The 16,040-nt window shown below is 71.3% G+C and carries 17 protein-coding genes; 10 read left to right on the forward strand and 7 right to left on the reverse strand.

Annotated elements, in window-relative coordinates:
• Positions 1-10 precede the first annotated feature (10 nt).
• Together ACGFWJ_RS11815 and ACGFWJ_RS11820 are read right to left on the reverse strand one after the other, a co-directional pair.
• Positions 11-703, reverse strand: a complete 693-nt coding sequence (locus ACGFWJ_RS11815) for a class I SAM-dependent methyltransferase (RefSeq protein ID WP_387643597.1) — start codon at positions 701-703, stop codon at positions 11-13.
• Positions 704-906: 203 nt separating this feature from the next.
• Positions 907-1,506: a DUF3043 domain-containing protein gene (locus tag ACGFWJ_RS11820; protein WP_387861189.1), complete on the reverse strand. Its 600-nt coding sequence runs from the start codon at positions 1,504-1,506 to the stop codon at positions 907-909.
• A gap of 204 nt (positions 1,507-1,710) precedes the next feature.
• Here ACGFWJ_RS11820 and ACGFWJ_RS11825 point away from each other — a divergent pair, with 204 nt between their 5' ends.
• Both ACGFWJ_RS11825 and ACGFWJ_RS11830 read left to right on the forward strand, forming a co-directional pair.
• Complete coding sequence (locus ACGFWJ_RS11825) at positions 1,711-2,502, forward strand: PspA/IM30 family protein (RefSeq protein ID WP_392947949.1); 792 nt, start codon at positions 1,711-1,713, stop codon at positions 2,500-2,502.
• 27 nt (positions 2,503-2,529) lie between these two features.
• Complete coding sequence (locus ACGFWJ_RS11830) at positions 2,530-2,823, forward strand: hypothetical protein (protein WP_387643605.1); 294 nt, start codon at positions 2,530-2,532, stop codon at positions 2,821-2,823.
• Between the two features lie 87 nt (positions 2,824-2,910).
• Here the strand turns inward: ACGFWJ_RS11830 and nadA are convergent, their stop codons facing one another.
• Positions 2,911-4,092: a quinolinate synthase NadA gene (nadA, locus tag ACGFWJ_RS11835; protein ID WP_387643608.1), complete on the reverse strand. Its 1,182-nt coding sequence runs from the start codon at positions 4,090-4,092 to the stop codon at positions 2,911-2,913.
• 186 nt (positions 4,093-4,278) lie between these two features.
• Here nadA and ACGFWJ_RS11840 point away from each other — a divergent pair, with 186 nt between their 5' ends.
• The 3 genes from ACGFWJ_RS11840 (at position 4,279) to ACGFWJ_RS11850 (ending at position 7,275) form a co-directional block, all read left to right on the forward strand.
• Positions 4,279-5,205, forward strand: a complete 927-nt coding sequence (locus ACGFWJ_RS11840) for an NADP-dependent oxidoreductase (RefSeq protein WP_387861187.1) — start codon at positions 4,279-4,281, stop codon at positions 5,203-5,205.
• A gap of 103 nt (positions 5,206-5,308) precedes the next feature.
• Entirely contained in the window at positions 5,309-5,770 is a 462-nt protein-coding gene (locus tag ACGFWJ_RS11845) for an Lrp/AsnC family transcriptional regulator (protein ID WP_392947953.1), read from the forward strand.
• Between the two features lie 137 nt (positions 5,771-5,907).
• Positions 5,908-7,275: a pyridoxal phosphate-dependent decarboxylase family protein gene (locus tag ACGFWJ_RS11850; protein ID WP_392947956.1), complete on the forward strand. Its 1,368-nt coding sequence runs from the start codon at positions 5,908-5,910 to the stop codon at positions 7,273-7,275.
• Between the two features lie 24 nt (positions 7,276-7,299).
• On the opposite strand, the gene ACGFWJ_RS11855 is transcribed toward ACGFWJ_RS11850, so the two are convergent.
• A complete protein-coding gene (locus ACGFWJ_RS11855) occupies positions 7,300-8,181 on the reverse strand; it encodes a GNAT family N-acetyltransferase (protein WP_387643617.1) in 882 nt (293 codons plus the stop codon).
• A 205-nt stretch (positions 8,182-8,386) separates the two neighbouring features.
• On the opposite strand from ACGFWJ_RS11855, the gene erpA reads away from it, so the two are divergent.
• Entirely contained in the window at positions 8,387-8,740 is a 354-nt protein-coding gene (erpA, locus tag ACGFWJ_RS11860; RefSeq protein WP_387643620.1) for an iron-sulfur cluster insertion protein ErpA, read from the forward strand.
• A gap of 68 nt (positions 8,741-8,808) precedes the next feature.
• Here erpA and ACGFWJ_RS11865 read toward each other — a convergent pair whose 3' ends face one another.
• A complete protein-coding gene (locus tag ACGFWJ_RS11865; protein WP_392947959.1) occupies positions 8,809-9,402 on the reverse strand; it encodes a hypothetical protein in 594 nt (197 codons plus the stop codon).
• A gap of 85 nt (positions 9,403-9,487) precedes the next feature.
• Entirely contained in the window at positions 9,488-9,703 is a 216-nt protein-coding gene (locus ACGFWJ_RS11870; protein WP_392947962.1) for a hypothetical protein, read from the reverse strand.
• 203 nt (positions 9,704-9,906) lie between these two features.
• Here ACGFWJ_RS11870 and ACGFWJ_RS11875 point away from each other — a divergent pair, with 203 nt between their 5' ends.
• Positions 9,907-10,878, forward strand: a complete 972-nt coding sequence (locus ACGFWJ_RS11875) for a carbohydrate kinase family protein (protein ID WP_392947986.1) — start codon at positions 9,907-9,909, stop codon at positions 10,876-10,878.
• A 168-nt stretch (positions 10,879-11,046) separates the two neighbouring features.
• Here ACGFWJ_RS11875 and ACGFWJ_RS11880 read toward each other — a convergent pair whose 3' ends face one another.
• Positions 11,047-12,438 carry a cysteine desulfurase/sulfurtransferase TusA family protein gene (locus tag ACGFWJ_RS11880; protein WP_392947965.1) on the reverse strand — a complete coding sequence of 464 codons (1,392 nt, stop codon included), beginning with the start codon at positions 12,436-12,438 and terminating at the stop codon, positions 11,047-11,049.
• Between the two features lie 352 nt (positions 12,439-12,790).
• Here ACGFWJ_RS11880 and coxB point away from each other — a divergent pair, with 352 nt between their 5' ends.
• From coxB to ACGFWJ_RS11895, 3 genes are read left to right on the forward strand one after another with little or no spacing between them, the layout of a single operon-like run.
• Positions 12,791-13,648 carry a cytochrome c oxidase subunit II gene (gene coxB, locus ACGFWJ_RS11885; RefSeq protein WP_387643629.1) on the forward strand — a complete coding sequence of 286 codons (858 nt, stop codon included), beginning with the start codon at positions 12,791-12,793 and terminating at the stop codon, positions 13,646-13,648.
• Positions 13,645-15,420 (forward strand): cytochrome c oxidase subunit I, encoded by a 1,776-nt coding sequence (gene ctaD, locus ACGFWJ_RS11890; RefSeq protein ID WP_392947968.1) that lies wholly within the window; start codon positions 13,645-13,647, stop codon positions 15,418-15,420. Before coxB ends, ctaD begins: the two co-directional genes overlap by 4 nt.
• The gene (locus tag ACGFWJ_RS11895) at positions 15,417-15,833 is read left to right on the forward strand and encodes a cytochrome c oxidase subunit 4 (RefSeq protein ID WP_387643635.1); all 417 of its coding nucleotides are present in this window, start codon (positions 15,417-15,419) and stop codon (positions 15,831-15,833) included. The genes ctaD and ACGFWJ_RS11895 overlap by 4 nt, the downstream gene beginning before the upstream one ends.
• Positions 15,834-16,040: the final 207 nt, after the last annotated feature.

The raw sequence follows: 16,040 nt of genomic DNA on the forward strand, positions 1-16,040 counted from the left end.
GCCCGTCGCGCTACTTGGCGCCGACCACGTGCAGCAGCGCCGCGACGTGCCGGTACGGGTCCTGCTTGCCGGCCCGTTCCTCGGCGTCGAGCAGCTGGCCGAGCTGGCGGCCGTCCACCGGGGCGGCCTCGTCCGGCATGGTGTCGGTGAACACCCGCACCCCGTACCAGTGGCGGACGGGGACGGCGAACTCGGCGAGCGTGGTGGAGAGTTCGGCGAGCCGGTCGGCGCGGGCGGGCAGGCCGAGGCGGTTGGTGTAGCGGGTGCTGTCGAAGGCCTCCTGGCAGGCCCGCCAGTCGCCGGTCAGCCCGGCCCGCATGGCCAGCGCGTCGCCGTTGCGGACCAGCAGGGAGAGCAGCCCGCCGGGGGCCAGGATGCGGGCCACCGAGGCGAGCATCGGGTCCGGGTCGGGCAGGTACATCAGGGTGCCGTGGCAGAGCACCAGGTCGAAGCTGCGCGGTCCGAACCAGCGGCCGACCTGGTGGCCGTCGCCGGTGAGCAGCTGGACCCGGTCGCGGACCTCGGGCGGTTCGGCGGCCAGCGCCTCGTGGACGACGGCGAGCATCTCCGGGTCCGGGTCGATGCCGGTGACGAAGTGCCCGGCGCGGGCCAGGCGCAGCGCCTGGGTGCCCTCGGCGCAGCCGACGTCCAGCACTCGCAGCGCGGTGCCGCGGGTGAGCTGTTCGGCGAGCTGACGGGTCACCAGTTCCTGGCGGACCAGGTTGTGCAGTCCGCCGTGCCGCTCCAGCCATTCGCCGGCCCCGCTGTGGTACGGCCCGCCGCGGGCGGGCAGCCGGCCGTGCCGGCCGCGCGGCAGCCCGTGCTGGGCGGGGATGCCCGGCGTGCCGAAGGCCCCGACCGGCTGCTGCGCCGGCGGGGCCCAGTACGGCGGAACCGCTTCCGCGGTCAGGGCCGCTCGCCCCGCTTGACCATGGGCTTGGGCAGCCGCAGGCGGCGCATCTGCAGGGTGCGCATCAGGCCGTACATCACGGCACCGCGGGTGTTGTCGTTCGGGAAGCGCTCGGCGAGGCCCTTGCGCAGCGTGAAGCCGAGCCGGACGAAGTCGAGGATGACCACCACGAAGAAGATCATGAACAGCAGCGTGGACATCAGCTGCAGGGACTGCACCTTGGTGATGCTGAGCACCAGCACCACGACGGCGTACGGCAGGAAGAACTCGGCCGCGGCCCAGCGGGAGTCCACGAAGTCGCGGACGTAGCGCCGCACCGGGCCCTTGTCGCGGGCCGGCAGGGCGCGCTCGTCACCCTCGAGCAGCGCGGTGCGCTGCTTCTCGCGCTCGGCGCGCATCCGCTCGCGGGCCTGCCTGGCGGCCTCCTTGCGGTCCTTGGGAACGGAGACCCGGGTCTTCCGGTGGGCCTCGGCCTCACTGCGCTTGGGCGTGGGCCGGCCCTTCGGGGCCTGCGGGTCGCGGGGCAGCCGCTCTTCCTCCTTCGTCAACGTGACGGACGAGGAGGCGGCGGAGTCATCGGAGCGGCGTCGAAACACACTCCCAGCGTACGGGTTGACCGGCCGCTTTCCGGCCCGGCCCCGGATGCGAACCGATATCGATCGTGAGGACGATGCCGAACGGCCGCTCGCTGTAGCAGCATTGTTGCTGGCTGGTGGACTGCGCCGGGGACCCCGTCGCGCATACACTCGACCTGTCACGAGACGCAAACCCAGGCCCGAAGAAGGGGGCTATCGAGGCCCATGAGCGACGGAATCATGAAGCGTATGGGGCTGATCTTCCGCTCCAAGGCGAACAAGGCCTTGGACCGGGCGGAGGACCCGCGCGAAACGCTCGACTACTCCTACCAGAAGCAGCTGGAACTGCTGCAGAAGGTGCGCAGGGGCGTCGCCGACGTGGCCACCTCCCGCAAGCGCCTGGAGCTCCAGCTGACGCAGCTGCAGCAGCAGTCCTCCAAGTACGAGGACCAGGGCCGCAAGGCGCTGTCCCTCGGCCGTGAGGACTTGGCGCGCGAGGCGCTCAGCCGCAAGGCCAACCTGCAGTCCCAGATCACCGACCTGGAGACGCAGTACCAGGCCCTGCAGGCCGAGGAGGAGAAGCTCACGCTCGCCTCCCAGCGCCTCCAGGCCAAGGTGGACGCCTTCCGCACCAAGAAGGAGACCATCAAGGCCACCTACACCGCCGCCCAGGCGCAGACCCGGATCGCCGAGTCCTTCTCCGGCATCTCGGAGGAGATGGGCGACGTCGGCCTGGCGATCCAGCGGGCCGAGGACAAGACCGCGCAGATGCAGGCCCGCGCGGGCGCGATCGACGAGCTGCTGGCCTCCGGCGCGCTCGACGACGCCAGCGGCCTCGGCCGCAAGGACGACATCGAGGCCGAGCTGGAGCGGGTGGCCGGCGGCAGCGACGTCGAGCTGGAGCTGGCCCGGATGAAGGCCGAGCTGACGGGCGGCACCCCCGCCTCGCAGCCGCAGGCGATCGAGCAGGGGAAGAACGACACCCCGCCGCCGCCCACCATCAACTACCGCAAGTAAGCCCGCGAGCAGGGGAGACGCACCAGCATGATCATGCGGGTCTTGGGTGAGGGGCAGTTCGAGGTCGCGGAGGGCGACCTGAACCGGCTGAACCAGCTGGACGACGATCTGCTTCAGGCCGTCGAGGCGGGCGACGAGGAGGCCTTCAAGGCCGCTCTCGGCAGCCTGCTCGCGGCCGTCCGGGAGGTCGGTACGCCGGTGCCGGCGGAGTCGTTGGAGCCGTCGGACCTGATCCTGCCGGACGCCGAGGCGTCCCTGGAGCAGGTTCGCGAGCTGCTGCGCGCCGAGGGTGACGGTCTGATCCCGGGCATCCCGGAGTAGTTCGGGCGCCGTTCGTGACGAGAGGGCGGGCATCCCCCAGGGGGTGCCCGCCCTCTCGCGTGCCCGAAGCCGGCTCGCGGCGAACCGTTACGGCAGGGCCAGCATGCGGTCCAGCGCGGCCTTGGCGTACTTCTCGGTCTCCGCGTCCACCGTGATCACGTTCGGGACCCGGCCCTCGGCGAGCGACTCCAGCGCCCAGACCAGGTGCGGCAGGTCGATCCGGTTCATGGTGGAGCAGAAGCACACGGTGCGGTCGAGGAAGACGACCTCCTTGTCCGGGTGCGCCTTGGCCAGGCGGCGGACCAGGTTCAGCTCGGTGCCGATGGCCCACTTGGAGCCGGGCTCGGCGGCGTCCAGCGCCTTGATGATGTACTCGGTCGAGCCGACCTGGTCGGCGGCGGTGACCACCTCGTGCCGGCACTCGGGGTGCACCAGGACGTTGACGCCGGGGATCCGCTCGCGGACCTCGTTGACCGAGTCCAGGTTGAACCGGCCGTGCACCGAGCAGTGGCCGCGCCACAGGATCATCTTCGCGTCCCGCAGCTGCTCGGCGGTCAGGCCACCGTTCGGCTTGTGCGGGTTGTAGAGGACGCAGTCCTCCAGCGCGAAGCCCATCTCCAGCACCGCGGTGTTGCGGCCCAGGTGCTGGTCCGGCAGGAACAGCACCTTCTCTCCCTGCTCGAACGCCCACTCCAGCGCCCGCTTGGCGTTGGAGGAGGTGCAGATGGTGCCGCCGTGCTTGCCGGTGAAGGCCTTGATGTCGGCGGAGGAGTTCATGTACGAGACCGGGACGGTGACGTCCGCGATGCCCGCGTCGGTGAGCACGTCCCAGCACTCGGCGACCTGCTCGGCGGTGGCCATGTCGGCCATCGAGCAGCCCGCGGCGAGGTCCGGCAGCACGACCTGCTGGCGCTCGGAGGTGAGGATGTCGGCGGACTCGGCCATGAAGTGCACGCCGCAGAAGACGATGTACTCGGCCTCCGGGCGGGCCGCGGCGTCCCGGGCCAGCTTGAAGGAGTCGCCGGTGACGTCGGCGAACTCGATGACCTCGTCGCGCTGGTAGTGGTGGCCCAGGATGAAGACCCGGTCGCCCAGCTTCTCCTTGGCGGCGCGGGCGCGCGCCACCAGGTCCGGGTCGGAGGCGGCGGGCAGATCGCCGGGGCACTCCACGCCGCGCTCGCTGTTCGGGTCGGCCTCCCGGCCGAGCAGCAGCAGGGCGAGCGGCGAGGCGGTGGGGTCGACGCCGTAGGTCTCGGTGGTGGTGGTCACGGGCGGCTGCCCTCCTGATGCGGCCGGATCGTTCCCGAACACAGCCTTCTCGTCTATCTGACGCTATCTATGATAACCGGTTCTCGTCAGCCTGACGATGGCCATTCTGTCGATGTGACGAGAACCGCTCACCGGGATGGATGCTTCCCGCGCGAGAACCTGCCGTGCCCCCGGTTGGCTGGACCCATGAAGGCAATCGCGATCAACCGCTACGGCGGCCCCGACGTGGTCGAGTACACCGAACTCCCGGACCCCAAGGTCGGCCCCGACTCGGTACTCGTCCGCACCCGCGCGGTCGGCGTCAACCCCGTCGACTGGAAGATCCGCGAAGGGCACCTCGACGGCATCCTCGACGTGTGCTTCCCGCTGATCATGGGCTTCGACCTGGCCGGCGTGGTGCAGGCGGTCGGCGGGGCCGTCACCGAGTTCCGGCCCGGGGACGAGGTGATCGGCTACGTCCGCAAGGACGTCATCGGCTACGGCACCTACGCCGAACTCGTCGCCGCCCCCGTCCGCACGCTGGCCCGCAAACCCGCCGCGCTCGGCTGGGCCGAGGCCGGCGGCCTGCCCACCGCCGGGCTCACCGCGCAACAGGCGCTGGTGAACGCACTGCGGCTGCGCCGCGGCGAGAGCGTGCTGATCCACGCCGCGGCGGGCGGCGTCGGCTCGCTCGCCGTCCAGATCGCCACCGCCCTCGGGGCCCGGGTGATCGGCACCGCCGGGCCGCACAACCACACCTACCTGCGCGGCCTCGGCGCCGAACCCGTCGAGTACGGCCAGGGCCTGGCCGAACGCGTCCGCGCCCTCGCCCCCGACGGGGTGGACGCGGTGCTCGACCTGGTCGGCGGCGACGCCCTCGACGTCTCCACCGCCCTGGTCAAGGACCCGGCCCGGATCGCCTCCACCGTCGACTACCGGGTCACCGGGCTCGGCGGTCACTACATCTGGACCCGCCCCGACCCCGACGACCTCGCCGCCGTCGCCCGGCTCGCCGACGACGGGCTGCTCACCGTCCCGGTCGCCTCCACCTTCCCGCTCGGCCAGGCCGCCTCCGCCCAGGCCCTCAACGCGGAAGGGCGCACCCGCGGCAAGATCGTTCTGCTGGTGGACTGAACGGACACCCGGCGTCGGCGAGAATGGGCCCGCAGAGTCCGCCCCTGTGCGGGGGCCGCGGCTCGACCCACCCTCACACCCGTACCACCCGTGGAGCCCCGCCATGAGCACCCACCGGCCGCCCGACCTCGGCCAGGCGGGTTTCGACGACACCGACCGCCTCCTGCTGGAGCACCTCAGCCGCGACGGCCGCGCCTCCTACGCCGAGATCGGGCTGCTTACCAACCTGTCCGCCACCGCCGTCCGCCGCCGCATCGACCGGCTGCGGGCGCGCGGCGTGGTCCGCGGCTTCACCGTGGTGCTCGACCCCGCGCTGCTCGGCTGGGGCACCGAGGCGTTCGTCGAGGTCTACTGCCGGCCCCGCACCTCGCCCGAGGAACTGCTCGCCTCGCTGCGCCAGTTCCCCGAGGTCGCCGCCGCCTGGACGGTCACCGGCGACCCCGACGCCCTGGTCCACCTGCGGGCCGCCGACACCCGCCACCTGGAAGCCGTCATCGAACGCATCCGCAAGGAGCCCGGCGTCCAGCGCAGCCGTTCCTCGGTCGTGCTCTCCCAGTTGATCTGACGCAGGAATCCTGCGCGGCCCCCCTCGAACACGCACGAAACCGGCCCTGACCGGCCCCGTTCCGACGCGCGCCCGCCCGGCACCGCTGCCTACGCTGATCATGACCCCCACGCACCGCAGCAGCGAAGAGGACACCCGTGTACGCAGCCCCCGACCGCATGCACAAGCCGGACGCCGAACTGGTCGAGCTGGTCTTCGACTACATGCGTGAACGGCTGCGGTACGACCCCGTGCCGCTCGACCACCCCGGCGACGGCGCCCACCTGCGGGAGGTCCTTGCCGGACTGCTCAACGACCACGGCAACAACCCCGCCGACGTGCTCAAGCTGTACGACCACGAGCTGTCCCGCGCCGTCATCTCCGCCGACAGCCCGCGCTACCTGTCCTTCATCCCGTGCGCCCCCACCAAGGCCGCCCTGCTGTTCGACATGGTGGTCTCCTGCGCCTCCCTGCAGGGCATCTCCTGGCTGGAGGCGGCCGGCGCGATCGCCGCCGAGAACCAGGTGCTGCGGCTGATAGCCGACCGGGCCGGCCTGCCCGCCACCGCCGGTGGCGTCTTCGTCTCCGGCGGCTCGGCCGGCAACCTGTCCGCGCTGGTGGTCGCCCGCGACACCGCCCGCCGCCGCTTGGGCGTCGGTCCGGAGGCCCGGCTGCGGATCGCCGTCGCCGACCAGGTGCACTCCTCGGTCAAGAACACCTTCAACATCATCGGCGTCGAGGCCTTCCCCGTCCCCGCCGTCGACCGCCGCCTCACCGGCGCCGCCCTGCGCGCCGCCCTCGACGCCGACCCGCACCCCGAGACCGTCATCGCCGTGGTCGGCACCGCCGGCACCACCAACGAAGGCATCATCGACGACCTCGCGGGCATCGCCGAGGTCGCCCGCGAACGCGAGCTCTGGTTCCACGTGGACGGCGCGTACGGCGGCGCCGGACTGTTCGCCCCCTCGGTGCGCGAGCGCTACAACGGCATCGAGCACGCCGACTCCTTCGTGGTCGACCCGCACAAGTGGCTGTTCGCCCCGTTCGACTGCGCCGCGCTGCTCTACCGCGACCCGCGCCTGGCCCGCGCCGTGCACACCCAGGACGCCGGCTACCTGGACGTCCTGCACACCGAGGGCGACGAGTGGAACCCCACCGACTACGCCTACCACCTCACCCGGCGCGCCCGCGGCCTCCCGCTCTGGTTCTCGCTCGCCGTCCACGGCGTCCAGGCATACACCGACGCCATCGAGACCGGCCTGCGGCTGGCCCAGGACACCGCGCAGCTGATCCGCGACACCGAGCACCTCGAACTGCTCCACGACCCGCAGCTCTCCGCGGTCTGCTTCCGCCGCACCGGCTGGACCCACGACGACTACTACCGCTGGTCCCGGCAGCTGCTCGCCGACCAGATCGGCTTCGTCACCCCCACCGGCTGGGACGGCGAGACGGTCGCCCGGTTCGCCTTCCTGCACCCCGGCACCACCATGGAGATGGTCCAGGAGATCCTCGACACCATGCGCTGACCGGTCGGCGGACCGAAACGGCGGCTACAGGTAGCCGCCGTTCGGGATGTACGGGGCCGGTGGGCGCATCCCGCGGACCGCCAGGTAGCCGCGGGTGGTCAGCGACAGCCCCAGGTCCAGGCCCACGTCCACCGCCCACTCCTGCTCGGCGGTCAGGAACTCCACGTCCGCGTCGGTGCCCTCCGGCACCCGGGCCAGCGCCTCCCGCAGCAGCCGGGCGGCGATCCGCTTCGAGGTGGCGGCCACCAGCTGGACGGTGCCGCCGTCCCGGTAGCAGTAGCCGGTGCCGGCCAGGGTGTCCGCGATCAGCAGCTCCTCGAAGTGCGCCAGCATGAACGCGTGGTCCGGGCCGTGCGCCGCGCCCCGCAGCCGCCGGTCCACCGAGTCCAGCAGGTGCAGGTGCGAGGCGTTGCCCGCGTGCACCGGAATGTCCCCCGGGTCCAGCAGCCGCTCCCGGTCCACCCGGCCGGTCAGCCGCATCGTCGGGTGCAGCGTGAACCCGGCTGCCCGGTAGCGGCGCGCGGCCGCAGGCGACGGCGAGGCGCACAGCATCCCGCGCAGACAGCCCCGCCCGTACGCGGCGGCCCGTTCCAGCAGCAGCCGCCCCACGCCCTGCCCCTGCGCGGACGGAAGCACCACGAACAGCGCCAGCACCCACACGCCCTCACGGCGCAGCGACAGCGCCGCCCCCACCGGTTCACCGTCCTGCTCGGCGATCCAGCACCCCTGCGGGTCGGTGACGGCCAGGTGCCGCGAACGCGCGAGCCGGCGGATCCGGGACGGCGCGTCCGCCGGCTCCGGCTCGGCGTCCGCCGGCCGGCCGTCCAGGTCGCGGAACGCCGCCCGGGAGACCCGGTTCACTGCTTCGGCGTCCTCGGCGGTGTCTCTCAGCTGACGAATGATCACCGTCACATCCTGCTGTGCCCGCCGTGCGGGCGGTAGCGGTTTGCCCGAGCGACCGGTGACCGCCCCCGCCCGGTGTGCGAGCATGGGGTACGTGGGGGAGTGGGCGACGAAAAATGTCCCCCGAACGCACCACCTTCCGGAAATGAATCCGGGAGGCCGCTGGTTGGCACTGGCGGATCACAGTCGTCACAGACCGGGAGTAAGCATGACCGTCCAGGACGAGACCACCGTCGAGAGTGGCATCCTCCTCACCGATGCCGCCGCGGCCAAGGTCAAGGGCCTGCTGGAGCAGGAGGGCCGCGAGGACCTCGCTCTGCGCGTCGCCGTGCAGCCCGGCGGCTGCTCGGGCCTGCGTTACCAGCTGTTCTTCGACGAGCGTTCGCTGGACGGCGACGTCGTCAAGGACTTCAACGGTGTCAAGGTCGTCACCGACCGGATGAGCGCCCCGTACCTGGGCGGCGCCACCGTCGACTTCGTCGACACCATCGAGAAGCAGGGCTTCACCATCGACAACCCGAACGCCACCGGCTCCTGCGCCTGCGGCGACTCGTTCAGCTAAGCCCTATTACGGCGCGAACGACGAGGGCGGCTCCCCACCAGGGGGGCCGCCCTCGGGGCTTTCCGGGGTCAGCGCGGGCCTCCGGCTCCCACCCCGCCGGTCTGCGGCGGCACCTGGTCGCCGGTCGCGGTGTCCACCACGCCGCCGCCGTTCATCGGCCGGGGCAGGGTGACCGTCGCCTCCTGCTCCTTCATCAGCTGCGGGCAGGCCTTGCCGGGCTCGGCGGTCTTGGTGACCACGATCCGCAGCTTCACGGTCGGCGGGGCGTCCTCCTCCAGACGCACCCCGTACTTGTCGCACACCCCGGCGGTGTAGAACACCGTCAACTGGGTGGGGCTGTCCTGCCGGTAACCCGTCACGGGGATCTTCACCGCGGTCGGCGGGTGCTCGCCGACGGCGATTCCCGGGCTGGTCGGCGAGGACTGCGGGCTGCTGCCGGTACCGGCGGACGGGGTGGCGGTCGGCGAGTCCGGGGCGGCGGTGCCCGGGCCGGGAGTCGCGTCGGTGGCCGCGGTCGGGCCGGATCCGGTCGCGATCGCCGGGGTGCCGGAACTGCCGCACGCGGTCAGCAGCCCGGCGGCGAGGGACGCGGCGGCCAGCGCCAGGACGGTCCGGCGCGCGTGCGAGGGCTTGGCGGAGACGGCTGCGGTCCTGTCGTCCATGATCTGCGTTCCTCCCGGGGGTCACGCGGCGCCGCTGGAGCGGCACCGCGTCGCTTTGACGTGCCCGGGAGGAAACCGGTTCCCGCTACTCGCCGAACTCCGGCATCCCCGCCACCACCCGGCGGGCCTCCACCGGTACCTCGACGCCCAGCACCGTCGGCACCGACCGCACCGGACCCGGACCGGCGGCCGGCCAGAACCGGCCCAGCCTGCGCGAGGAGTCCAGCAGATCGGCCAGCGATTCGGCATCGACGTCGTACGCGCCGGTGAACAGCTGGCGGGGGGAGTGATCGATCACCATGCGGAACCAGCTCCGATCGCCGCGCCGCGGCCACGGCACCGCGGACTGGACGGGGGCCGCGTCCGGCCCCCGTACTCGCGACCCTAGGACGCTCCGGCCACCCGCAACAGGCCTACCCATGGGTAGTACCGGATCGGGCGGGTACCTTAGGTGAGTTGATGTCCGCCGCTCCGGCCACCGCCGGGCAGCCCGAGGAGAACCCCGTGCGCATCGCCGTCGCCGGCTCGATCGCCACCGACCACCTGACGACCTTCCCCGGACGCTTCTCCGACCAGCTGGTCCCCGAGCAGCTGCACACGGTGTCCCTGTCGTTCCTGGTCGACACCCTGGACATCCGGCGCGGCGGCGTCGGCCCGAACATCGCCTTCGGCATGGGCGTCCTCGGCCTGCACCCGATCCTGGTCGGCGCGGCCGGCGCGGACTTCACCGAGTACCGCAGCTGGCTCGACCGCCACGGCGTCGACACCGAGTCCGTGCACATCTCCGAGACCCGGCACACCGCCCGGTTCATGTGCACCACCGACCAGGACCACAACCAGATCGCGTCCTTCTACACCGGCGCGATGGCCGAGGCCCGCAACATCGAGCTCAAGCCGATCGCCGACCGGGTCGGCGGCCTCGACCTGGTCCTGATCGGCGCGGACGACCCCGCCGCGATGGTGCGGCACACCCAGGAGTGCCGCACCCGCGGCTACGCCTTCGCCGCCGACCCCTCCCAGCAGCTCGCCCGCCTCGAGGGCGACGACATCCGGGAGATCGTCAACGGCGCGGCCTACCTGTTCACGAACGAGTACGAAGCCGCGCTGATCGAGTCCAAGACCGGCTGGTCCTCCGACGAGATCCTGAGCCGCGTCGGCACCCGGGTCACCACCCTCGGCCCGAAGGGCGTCCGCATCCAGCGCGAGGGCGAGCCCGACATCCTGGTCGGCTGCGCCACCGAGGAGCGCAAGGCCGACCCCACCGGCGTCGGCGACGGCTTCCGGGCCGGCTTCCTCGCGGGCCTCTCCTGGGGCCTCGGCCTCGAGCGCGCCGCGCAGGTCGGCTGCATGCTGGCGACCCTGGTCATCGAGACCGTCGGCACCCAGGAGTACGAGCTGCGCGGCGGCCACTTCCTGGAGCGCTTCGAGGCGGCCTACGGGGCGGACGCGGCCGCTGAGATCCGCGGCAACCTGTAAGTCTGTCTTTCAGGGGCCCGGGGAACGGCGGGGCCGAGACTGCTGGTGAGCAACGGGGCGTAGAGCGTCGGGTTGTTTCGGGTTCCTGTCTTTGACCCGACGCAGCACGACCTCCCGATGGGCTCCGACCGCCAGCAGTCATGGCCTCGCCGTTCCCCGAGCCCCTTTTTATGCCTCCGTCGCTTTGACCACCAGGTACGCCGTGCCGTGGGTGGCACCGTATTCGGTGGCCGGGGTTTCGCCCTCGTAGGTGTGGCCACACATGTCGCACCAGGCGGGGATGTCGTGGCGGGCCGCTTCGTCGTCGGAGAGGACGGCGATGCGGCCGCCGGGGGCGACGGCGGGGATGCGCTTGGCGAGTTCGATGATCGGCAGCGGGCAGCGCTTGCCGAGGGTGTCGAGGACCAGGGCGTCGCTGGTGGTGGCCGGGGCGGGGAGGTCCAGGCCGAGCGGGGCGCGGATGTCGGCGACGACGCGGGGGAGTACGTCGAGGAAGCGCTCCACGTCCGCGGTGGCGGTGCCGGGCGGGAGCGAGACGCGGACGTTGCCTTCGGTGAGGACGCCCATCGCGGCCAGGACGTGGCTGGGCGTCAGCGTGCTGGAGGTGCAGGAGGAGCCGGAGTTGACGGCGAATCCGGCCCTGTCGAGTTCGCCGAGCAGCACCTCGCCGTCCACGTACAGGCAGGAGAAGGTGACCAGGTGGGGGAGGCGGAGTTCGGGGTGGCCGACCACCTCGACCTCGGGGATCAGCTGCGGGACCCGGTGCCGGATCAGTTCGACCAGGGCGCGCAGCCGGGCGTTCTCGGCCTCGGCCTCGGCCCGGACCGCGCGCAGCGACGCGGCGGCGGCCACGATCGCGGGGACGTTGACGTAGCCCGGCACCCGGCCGTTCTCCCGGTCGTCGGCGGGCAGCGGCGAGACGTACCGGACGCCCTTGCGGACGGCCAGCACCCCGACGCCGGCCGGGCCGCCCCACTTGTGGGCGCTGGCCGTCAGCACCGACCAGCCGGCGGGCACCGGCAGCCGGCCGGCGCTCTGCGCGGCGTCCACCAGCAGCGGGACGTCCCCGCTGAGTGCGGCGGTCTCGGCGACCGGCTGCAGGGTGCCGACCTCGTGGTTGGCGGACTGCAGGACGGCCAGCGCGGTGTCCGGCCGCAGCGCGGCGGCGAACTCGGCGGCGTCGACGCGGCCGTGACGGTCGACCGGGACGGCAGTGGCGCTGCCGCCGTCGGCCTCCCAGCGTTCGGCGGTGTGCAGCACGGCGGAGTGCTCGACCGCGGAGTGCACCAGGTGGGCGCCGCGACGGCGGTTGCCGCGCAGGGTCCCGAGGATGCCCAACTGGACGGCCTGGGTGCCGGATGCGGTGAAGACGATCTCGTCGGCCCGGGCGCCGAGGACCTCGGCGACGGTCTCCCGGGCGGCGTCGAGCAGCATGCGGGCCTGCCGGCCGGAGCGGTGCAGCCGGGCCGGATCGGCCCAGCCTTCGTCGAGGGCGGCGAGCAGCGCCTGCCGGGCGACGGGGTGCGGCGGAGCGGTGGAAGCGGCGTCGAAGTAGGGCACGGGGCCACCGTAGACGACGCCCCATACGGGGGGATTCCTCCCGGCTTCCGAGGGAGTCGACGGCCCGTCACCCGCGTGTCGCAGTGCGGTCGCCCGTTCGGTCGTGGGAGGCTCAGAAGTCCGCCATGACCTGCGACTCCGTCCGCCCTTCCGGGGCGCTTCACCCCTCGGGGGCTGATCGGGTAGCCGGGCGGCGCGTTAGCGGGGGCTGCCCGTGAGTGCCGCATAAGGATGGAGTAGCGTTTGGCCCGCATAAGCATTCAAACCGTGCCCGTGGCCGGACCGCCGGGGAGACCAGACAAGGACTCCTGAGGGTGGTGCGTTCGCGGGCGAGACTTCGGGAAGGCGCTACGTGAGTCCCAACGGCTCCGACCGCTCGCCGCGGCGCACGATGCGGCGGAAGCTGCCTCAGGCGCTGGCACTGGGCCTCGTCATCGCGACCGCCACCGGCTGCTCGGCCAACGACCTGCCCAGGCTTGGCCTCCCCAGTCCCGTCACCAAGGAAGGCCCGCTGGTCCTTCACATGTGGCAGGGCTCGTGGATCGCGGCTCTGGTTGTTGGTGCATTGATGTGGGGTCTGATCCTCTGGAGCGTGATCTTCCACCGGCGCAGCCGCACCAAGGTGGAGGTCCCTGCTCAGACCCGGTACAACGTGCCCATCGAGGCGCTGTACACCGCGGTCCCCCTCGTCATCGTCTCGGTGCTGTTCTACTTCGTCGCGCGCGACGAGTCCACCCTGACGAAGGTCTCCGAGAAGCCCCAGCACACCATCAACGTGGTGGGCTTCCAGTGGAGTTGGGCGTTCAACTACGAGAACAGCGAGATCCCTGACCCGTCGAGCACCACGGCGGCGTACGAGGTCGGCAGCACCAAGGAGGCTCCGACCCTCTACCTGCCGATCAACGAGTCGGTGAAGTTCAAGCTGACCTCCAACGACGTCATCCACGACTTCTGGCCCGTCAACTTCTTGATGAAGATGGACGTCGTCCCGGGTGTGGTCAACGAGTTCGAGGTGACCCCGACGGCGTACGGCACCTACCGCGGCAAGTGCGCCGAGCTCTGTGGTGTCGACCACTCGCGGATGCTCTTCAACGTGAAGGTCGTCTCGCACGACGCGTACGAGGCGCACCTGAAGGAACTCCGCGACAAGGGCCAGGCCGGCGCGGTTCCCGCAGGCATCCTCCCCACGGGAAGTAGTGAAGTGAAGTGACCATCCTCAACGAGCCCGCCGCGGCAGCTGGGGGAGCCGGGGCAGTCACCTCGGGGACTCCGCGTGTGCGCAAGCCGGGCAACACGATCATCAAGTGGCTCACCACCACTGACCACAAGACGATCGGCAGCCTGTACCTGCTGACCTCGTTCGCGTTCTTCCTGATCGGTGGCGTGCTCGCCCTGATCATGCGCGCCGAGCTCGCCCGGCCGGGTACCCAGATCCTGTCGAACGAGCAGTTCAACCAGGCGTTCACCATGCATGGCACGATCATGCTGCTGATGTTCGCCACCCCGCTGTTCTCGGGCTTCGCCAACTGGATCATGCCGCTCCAGATCGGTGCCCCCGACGTCGCGTTCCCGCGTCTGAACATGTTCGCCTACTGGCTGTACCTGTTCGGCTCGATCATCGCGGTGGCGGGCTTCCTGACCCCGCAGGGTGCCGCCGACTTCGGCTGGTTCGCCTACTCGCCGCTGTCGGACGCCGTCCGCTCGCCGGGCATCGGCGCCGACATGTGGATCATGGGCCTGGCCTTCTCCGGCTTCGGCACCATCCTCGGTGCGGTCAACTTCATCACCACCATCATCTGCATGCGCGCCCCCGGCATGACGATGTTCCGGATGTCGATCTTCGTCTGGAACACCCTGCTGACCGCCGTGCTGATCCTGCTGGCCTTCCCGGTGCTGGCCGCCGCGCTGTTCGCCCTGGAGGCGGACCGCAAGTTCGGGGCACATGTCTTCGACCCGACCAACGGTGGCGCCATGCTGTGGCAGCACCTGTTCTGGTTCTTCGGTCACCCCGAGGTCTACATCATCGCGCTGCCGTTCTTCGGCATCGTCTCGGAGATCATTCCGGTCTTCAGCCGCAAGCCGATGTTCGGCTACTCCGGCCTGATCGCCGCGACCATCGCCATCGCCGGCCTCTCGGTGACGGTGTGGGCGCACCACATGTACGTGACCGGCCAGGTTCTGCTGCCGTTCTTCTCGTTCATGACCTTCCTGATCGCGGTCCCGACCGGTGTGAAGTTCTTCAACTGGGTCGGCACCATGTGGAAGGGCTCGCTGAGCTTCGAGACCCCGATGCTCTGGACGGTCGGCTTCCTGGTCACCTTCCTGTTCGGTGGTCTGACGGGTGTGCTGCTCGCCTCCCCGCCGATCGACTTCCACGTCTCGGACTCGTACTTCGTCGTCGCGCACTTCCACTACGTGGTGTTCGGCACCGTCGTCTTCGCGATGTTCGCCGGCTTCCACTTCTGGTGGCCGAAGATGACCGGCAAGATGCTGGACGAGCGCCTCGGCAAGATCACCTTCTGGACGCTGTTCTTCGGCTTCCACACCACCTTCCTGGTCCAGCACTGGCTCGGCGCGGAGGGCATGCCCCGCCGCTACGCCGACTACCTGGCCTCGGACGGCTTCACCACGCTGAACACGGTGTCGACCATCGGCTCGTTCCTGCTGGGCCTGTCGATGCTGCCGTTCCTCTACAACGTGTGGAAGACCGCCAAGTACGGCGAGAAGGTCACCACCGACGACCCGTGGGGCTACGGCCGTTCGCTGGAGTGGGCGACCTCCTGCCCGCCGCCGCGGCACAACTTCACCACGCTGCCGCGTGTCCGCTCGGAATCCCCGGCGTTCGACCTGCACCACCCGGAGATCGCCGCGCTGGACTACCTGGAGAACCACGGCGAGACGGCGAAGCACTTCGAGGGTGTCACGCCCGCGCAGTACGACCGCCCGTCCCTGGGCAAGGGCAAGGAGAGTGACGCCCGATGAAGGAACAGGGAAAGATCTTCGCGGGTCTGGCCGTCTTCACGCTGGCCATCGCCATCACGTACTTCGTGTGGACGACCAAGTCGGACCACGGCCTGGAGGCCGCCGGTACGACCGCGCTGTTCCTGGCCTTCGGCCTGTGCGCCTTCATCGGCTTCTACCTGGCGTTCACCGCCAAGCGGGTGGACACCGGTGCGGGTGACAACCCCGAGGCCGAGGTCTCGGACGACGCCGGCGAGCTGGGCTTCTTCGCCCCGCACAGCTGGCAGCCGCTCTCCCTGGCCCTCGGTGGCGCGCTGGCCTTCCTGGGCGTCATCTTCGGCTGGTGGCTGCTGTTCTGGTCGATCCCGGTCATCCTGATCGGCCTGTTCGGCTGGGTCTTCGAGTTCTACCGCGGCGAGAACCAGAACCAGTAAGGGTTCCGGATCGAGCAAGCCGTACGGCGGGGGGGGGGGGGGGGGGGGGGGGGGGGGGCGGGGCCGGGCGGGGGGGGGGGGGGGGGGGCGCCGGGGGGGGGGGGCGGGGGGGGGGGGGGGGGGGGGGGGGGGGGCCCGGCCCCCCCGGCGCCCGGCTCGCCCAGGAGGCCGCCGCGGCCGGCGCCCGGGTGCTGGACTGGCCGGCCG

The organism is Kitasatospora sp. NPDC048407 (genome assembly GCF_043200475.1).
Taxonomy (GTDB): Bacteria; Actinomycetota; Actinomycetes; order Streptomycetales; family Streptomycetaceae; genus Kitasatospora.

Excerpts from the sequence above, each read along its gene's own strand:
- ACGFWJ_RS11840 (WP_387861187.1), top strand. The coding sequence starts at position 4,279 with ATGAAGGCAATCGCGATCAACCGCTACGGCGGCCCCGACGTGGTCGAG.
- ACGFWJ_RS11830 (WP_387643605.1), top strand. The coding sequence starts at position 2,530 with ATGATCATGCGGGTCTTGGGTGAGGGGCAGTTCGAGGTCGCGGAGGGC.
- ACGFWJ_RS11825 (WP_392947949.1), top strand. The coding sequence starts at position 1,711 with ATGAGCGACGGAATCATGAAGCGTATGGGGCTGATCTTCCGCTCCAAG.
- ACGFWJ_RS11845 (WP_392947953.1), top strand. The coding sequence starts at position 5,309 with ATGAGCACCCACCGGCCGCCCGACCTCGGCCAGGCGGGTTTCGACGAC.
- ACGFWJ_RS11870 (WP_392947962.1), bottom strand. The coding sequence starts at position 9,703 with ATGGTGATCGATCACTCCCCCCGCCAGCTGTTCACCGGCGCGTACGAC.
- ACGFWJ_RS11895 (WP_387643635.1), top strand. The coding sequence starts at position 15,417 with ATGAAGGAACAGGGAAAGATCTTCGCGGGTCTGGCCGTCTTCACGCTG.
- ACGFWJ_RS11865 (WP_392947959.1), bottom strand. The coding sequence starts at position 9,402 with ATGGACGACAGGACCGCAGCCGTCTCCGCCAAGCCCTCGCACGCGCGC.
- erpA (WP_387643620.1), top strand. The coding sequence starts at position 8,387 with ATGACCGTCCAGGACGAGACCACCGTCGAGAGTGGCATCCTCCTCACC.